A 5181-nucleotide genomic window follows, 5' to 3' on the forward strand; every position below is an offset into this window, starting at 1 on the left:
CACGCCATCAGCGAGGCGGTACCGAATACGTGCCGACAACATGCGCCACCGGCTCGCTGATGCCCTCCGAGTACAATGACACCTCGCCGACAATCAGCGCCCGGCCGACCTTCATCAGCGAGCAGTCCGCGATGATGCGGGCATCCGCGGCGGGCTTGCGCAGAAAGTTGATGGTCAGGCTGGTCGTCACCGTCAGCGGCACGATCCCGATTTCGCCGAGAATGGCCACGTACAGCGCCACATCCGCCACGGTCATCAGCACAGGGCCCGACACCGTCCCGCCAGGGCGCAATTCGTTCGGGCCGATGTGATGCGATACCGTGGCGTGCCGCTCGCCAACGGCTTCGACCACACATTTGCTTTGCGGAAATTCCGCCGCCAAGAATGCGGCGACCTCTTCTTTCGTCGCTGGCATCAATTCACCCCTGAGCGGGTCATATGGGTTGTTCTCTGGAAGACGCCCGTGGCTTCGCGCAAAGGAGACGCGACACGCATCGCGCTTCTATTTCAAAACAGCTCGGAATGGGAGCCACCCTTAGTGACAATTAATTGGCGTAATGTACGGAGAGTTCGATCTGTAACCCAGCCATTACCGCCATGTTCACAAGCGCGTCCAAGCCAAAGAGATTGATCTTGCCGCGCATCAAGTCAGAAACACGAGGTTGAGTCACGCCAAGCAGCTTGGCGGCCTGCACCTGGCTCATCTCGGTGCCGATGATATGGTTCTTCAACGCCATCATCAGCGTAGAGCGTAGTTTCATGTTTTCCGCTGCGTCGGGCGTGTCTTCAATGGCATCCCACACACTAGCAAACCGTTGGTTGCTCATTGCCCTAACTCCTTCAATAGATCTCGATAACGCTTGGCCGCCACGTCCATATCGCTTTTACTCGTCTTGCCCGTTTTTTTCTGAAAACAGTGCAATACATAGATGGCATCGACAAACTTAGCAACGTAGATCACCCGAAACGCGCCTGACGCATCGCGAATCCGAACTTCCTTCGCCCCTGCCCCACGGTATTCATGGGCTTCCAGTCGTCCGGCTCTTGTCCATGCTGCACCTGGTCAAGCTGATGGCCGGCTTCTCGTCTGGCTGCCGGCGGAAAAGCGCGAAGATCATCAAGCGCGCTGCCGCAAAATTCAACCGGTTTGGCATCTGTCATCACAGCTATACAAAATTTTGTATATAACGCCAAGTACGCCTCTCGCTGCAAAACTTTGTTCCATTCATTTTTTCCGGGTTTTGGCGCCTTGACTCCGCGAACGCACCCTTCGCGAATAGGTGTCCCATTGCGCCGAACACCTGACGACAAACCCAAAAGAAAAGCGCGACTCGCATCGCGCTTCTATTTCAAAACAACTCGGAATGGGAGCCCAATCGCACCAGCTCAATCCACGCAGGTTTCAAGCGATAGATCAACAGCAAGTCCGGGCGCAGATGACATTCGTGGCAGCCTCTATAGTGCCCCTTCAGCGGGTGGTTATACACTTCCTGAGGCAAGGGCAATGCTGACGCCAGAAGGGTCAGCACCGATTCCAATACGCCGCCGTTGCCGACGTCCTTTTTATAGCGCCCCTTTAGTTCTCGCTTTAGATCGCGGCAGAACTGGCTCGACGGAACGAGTTCCTTGCGTTTCTGCGTCATCCTGTACAGCCTCTAGCAAGTCGCTAAAAGCGCTATAGCGTTGCCCTTTGCCGTCATCCAGCTCCTTGATCGCCGCCATCGTCACCGGGTTGGCGCGAACCTCAAAAGGCAAGCAGCGATCTTCCGCGATCCGGATCATTAACATACGGATGGCATCGGAGATCGACAAGCCCATCTCATGCAAAGCTTCCGCAGCGCTTTCCTTGATACGCTCATCGATCCGTGCGCGAATAGTCGAATCCATCGGATACCTCCCTACTTCGAGAGCAATTCATGTTTGTAGTTTCATTGTAGCCACAACGGAACCACAAAAACAATCTAGGCGTCCTCGCCATGGCAATAGCGCGCTGGCGTCACAAGTTGCGCAGCACCGCCGCCATCAGCGCCGGCCCCGCGCCGAGCGTCATGATCGACTCGGGGTGGAACTGCACCGCCGCAAGCGGCAGCGTGCGGTGCTCGATCGCCATCGCCACGCCGTCGTCGGTCTCGGCCGAGACGCGCAGGCAGTCCGGCAGCGTCGCGCGCTCGGCGTAGAGCGAGTGGTAGCGGCCGACCTCGAACGACTCGGGCAGATTGCCAAACAACCGCCCGCCGAGGTTGCGCACGGCCGAGGCCTTGCCGTGCACCGGTAGCGGCAATTGCCCCAGGCGGCCGCCGAAGTATTCGGCGATGCCCTGCAGGCCCAGGCAAACGCCGAACACCGGGATCGACAAGCCGATCAACAACTCCAGCGTGTGGCGCATGGCAAAGTCATCCGGCCGCCCCGGCCCGGGAGACAGGAGCACCAAGTCGGGGCGCAGACCGTCGGCCAGCCGTTGGCGCGCCAGCTCGGCGCGCAGCGTCACCACTTTGGCGCCCTCGGCGCGCAGGTAGCTGGCCAGCGTATGCACGAACGAATCCTCATGGTCGATCAACAGCACATGCCGCCCTTTGCCGGGCAGATCGGTTGGCGCGGCGGCCGGGCTCGCGGCAGCCGGCGCGCGGATGGCGGCGCGTTGTGCCGACGCTTTCAGGTGGCATTCGGCATCTTCCGACGCCGCGTCGCTGTCGAACAGCAGCGTGGCGCCGGCGCGTACCTCAGCCACGCCGTCCTTCATGCGCACGGCGCGCAGCGTCAGGCCGGTGTTCATGTTGCCGTCGAAGGTCAACCGGCCGATGGCGCCGCCGTACCAGCGGCGCGGCGAGCGTTCGTTTTGTTCGACGAAGGCGATGGCCGAGCGCTTGGGCGCACCGGTGACGGTCACCGCCCAAGCGTGGCTAAGAAAGCCGTCGAGCGCATCGAACTCGGGCCGCAGCCTGCCCTCGACATGGTCGACGGTGTGGATCAGGCGCGAATACAGTTCGATCTGGCGCCGGCCGATCACCTGTACCGAGCCGGGCTCGCACACCCGCGATTTGTCGTTGCGGTCGACATCGGTGCACATGGTGAGCTCGGACGCATCCTTGGCGGAGTTGAGCAAGGCACGGATCTGTTCGGCGTCCTCCAGCGCGTCGCGGCCACGGGCGATGGTGCCGCTGATCGGGCAGGTCTCGATGCGCCGTCCCTCGACACGCACGAACATCTCCGGCGAGGCAATCACCAGAAACTCCCCTTCGCCCAGATTCATCAACGCGCCGTAGGGCGCCGGGTTGCTGGCCTGCAGCCGGTTGAACACCGTGCAGGGCGCATCGGCGCAGGGCGCGGAGAACAGTTGACCCAGCACCACTTCGAACAAGTCGCCACGGGCGAAGGCCTCGCGCGCGCGTTCGACTTGGGCCATGTACTCGCCCGGCGCATGGTCGCACTCGGCGGGAAGCGTTGCGGCCTCGGCCTTGAATGGCGCCGGCGCGCCATCGCGCGCAAGGCCCCGGGTGTCGCCGCCGTCGAGACGGAAGTCGTAGCGCAACCGTCGCGCGCGCTGTTGCATATGATCGACCAGCAGCAGTTCGTCGGGCAGGTACAGCACCAGATCGCGCTGATCGTCGGCGCGTTCCAGCCGTAGCGGCATCGGCTCGAACTGGAACACCAGGTCGTAGCCGAAGGCGCCGTACAGGCCTAGGTCGCGGTCAGCATCGCTGGCAAAGAGATCGCTCAAGGCGCGCACCAGCGAAAAGGCCGACGGCTGCCGGCTACGCTCTTCCTCGCTGAAGGCGTCCGTTGCGGCGGCGATGCGGCCGCGCAAGGCGGTGTCGTCGAGGCGGGAATCCGCCACCACGTCCAAGACGGCCAAGCGCGCCGCGAGACCGGGCAGCAGTTGCCGCCCGCGGGCGTTGAGCGCCTCCAGGCAAAAGTCGCGGCCCCGGGAGGTCAAAACCAGCGGCGGATTGACGAAGCCCATGTCCCAGCGGGTATAACGGCCGGGAAACTCAAAGCGGGAGGAAAACCAGACGCCGCGTTGCGTGTTCAGCGATTCGACCAGCGCAAGGCCGGCCTGCGCGTACGAACAATCGATGCTTTCGCGCGCGATCTCGATTGCGCCACGGGTGATGTACGTCTCGCTCTGCATGGGGTTCTCCGAAGATGTGCGCTCGGAGATCTGGCGGGGGATTCAGACAATACGAAGCCGCTCGAGACATCCGAGCGGCTTGTTAAAAACACATGGGTTGGCCGCTCGATTAATCGAGCCACCACCAACCGAATGTGTGAAAAGTCGCGTCCATGCAGTCAATCTATCAGTCGTTAGCACGCCAAGCAAGCGATTATTCTGAACTTACGTGGAATGTGTGCGGCTGGCCCAAAGAATGCCAAGCCATTCGCGCAAGGCCAGCCAACTCTGCTGCATCGCTTCCCCCGTCGGCAGCCACGGCCGCCACGCGGTATCGGTCGAATCCAGCTCCATCAAACCTGTCGGCGCCGGCAGCACGTCGAAGCCTTGTCGCTCAAACAACAAGGCCGCGCGGCGCAGGTGCCAGGCGCTCGACACCAGCGCGATGCGTTTCACTCCGGCGGCGCGCAACAGCGGCGCGCTGTTGATGGCGTTCTCCTCGGTGGTATTGGACACGCGTTCGATCCAACGCGCCTTGATGCCGTAATCGCGCGCGAGCGTGCGCGCCATGACGTCGCCCTCGGGCTCGCCGCCTTCCGGCGCACCGGCGGTGACCAGCAGCGGCTTGCCGGTCTGGCGCGCGAGCCAGGCGGCGTAGCGGATGCGCGTCAAGCTCAACGGTTTCAGCTCCTCGTCGTCGAACTCGGGCGCGAGCTTCTTGCCGCCGCCGAGCACCACGATGGCGTCCGCCGCCTGCAGCGCCGCCGGCGTCGGCACCGAGGGCTGCAGCGGACGCGTCAGCCACCAGGCCATTTGCGGCGTCGCCAGCAGATAGGTCAAGAGCAGCGCCAAATACACCAACCAGCGCCGCTTGAACCACACCCCCAGCAGCGCGAGCCAAATCAAGCACATCGGCGGCAATAAAAAAGGTTCATCGCGGTTTTCCGGGGAAGGCATTCTTGATCTTCAGGAAGAAGTATGCCGAATCCCGGAAACCGTAAGCCATGCGCTTGATGACCTTGATCTTATTGTTCACGCCTTCCAGGATCGATGAATTCATCCGGTAGATGGCC

7 protein-coding genes and 1 pseudogene are annotated in these 5181 nt (G+C 62.0%); all 8 read right to left on the reverse strand.

The window, feature by feature from the left end; genetic code table 11:
* Window positions 1-7: 7 nt before the first annotated feature.
* Complete coding sequence (locus tag JOZ06_RS11235) at window positions 8-415, reverse strand: PaaI family thioesterase (protein ID WP_293232408.1); 408 nt, start codon at window positions 413-415, stop codon at window positions 8-10.
* A 130-nt stretch (window positions 416-545) separates the two neighbouring features.
* Window positions 546-827, reverse strand: a complete 282-nt coding sequence (locus JOZ06_RS11240; RefSeq protein WP_293232410.1) for an XRE family transcriptional regulator — start codon at window positions 825-827, stop codon at window positions 546-548.
* Window positions 824-1161, reverse strand: a pseudogene (locus JOZ06_RS20680) (type II toxin-antitoxin system RelE/ParE family toxin). The gene JOZ06_RS11240 and the pseudogene JOZ06_RS20680 overlap by 4 nt, the downstream one beginning before the upstream one ends.
* Before the next feature lie 188 nt (window positions 1162-1349).
* Window positions 1350-1643, reverse strand: coding sequence for a type II toxin-antitoxin system YafQ family toxin (locus tag JOZ06_RS20685; protein ID WP_366515212.1), 294 nt, complete (start codon window positions 1641-1643; stop codon window positions 1350-1352).
* Window positions 1564-1887, reverse strand: a complete 324-nt coding sequence (locus JOZ06_RS11250) for a type II toxin-antitoxin system RelB/DinJ family antitoxin (protein ID WP_293232414.1) — start codon at window positions 1885-1887, stop codon at window positions 1564-1566. Before JOZ06_RS11250 ends, JOZ06_RS20685 begins: the two co-directional genes overlap by 80 nt.
* A 109-nt stretch (window positions 1888-1996) precedes the next feature.
* Window positions 1997-4129, reverse strand: coding sequence for an anthranilate synthase component I (locus JOZ06_RS11255; protein ID WP_293232416.1), 2133 nt, complete (start codon window positions 4127-4129; stop codon window positions 1997-1999).
* Between the two features lie 204 nt (window positions 4130-4333).
* Window positions 4334-5065, reverse strand: coding sequence for a YdcF family protein (locus JOZ06_RS11260; RefSeq protein ID WP_293232418.1), 732 nt, complete (start codon window positions 5063-5065; stop codon window positions 4334-4336).
* On the reverse strand, window positions 5040-5181 hold a 142-nt coding region (locus JOZ06_RS11265; protein WP_293232420.1), incomplete at its 5' end, for a transposase. The genes JOZ06_RS11260 and JOZ06_RS11265, both read right to left, overlap by 26 nt.

The sequence above is a fragment of the Paludibacterium sp. genome, assembly GCF_019232825.1.
Classification (GTDB): Bacteria; Pseudomonadota; Gammaproteobacteria; order Burkholderiales; family Chromobacteriaceae; genus Paludibacterium.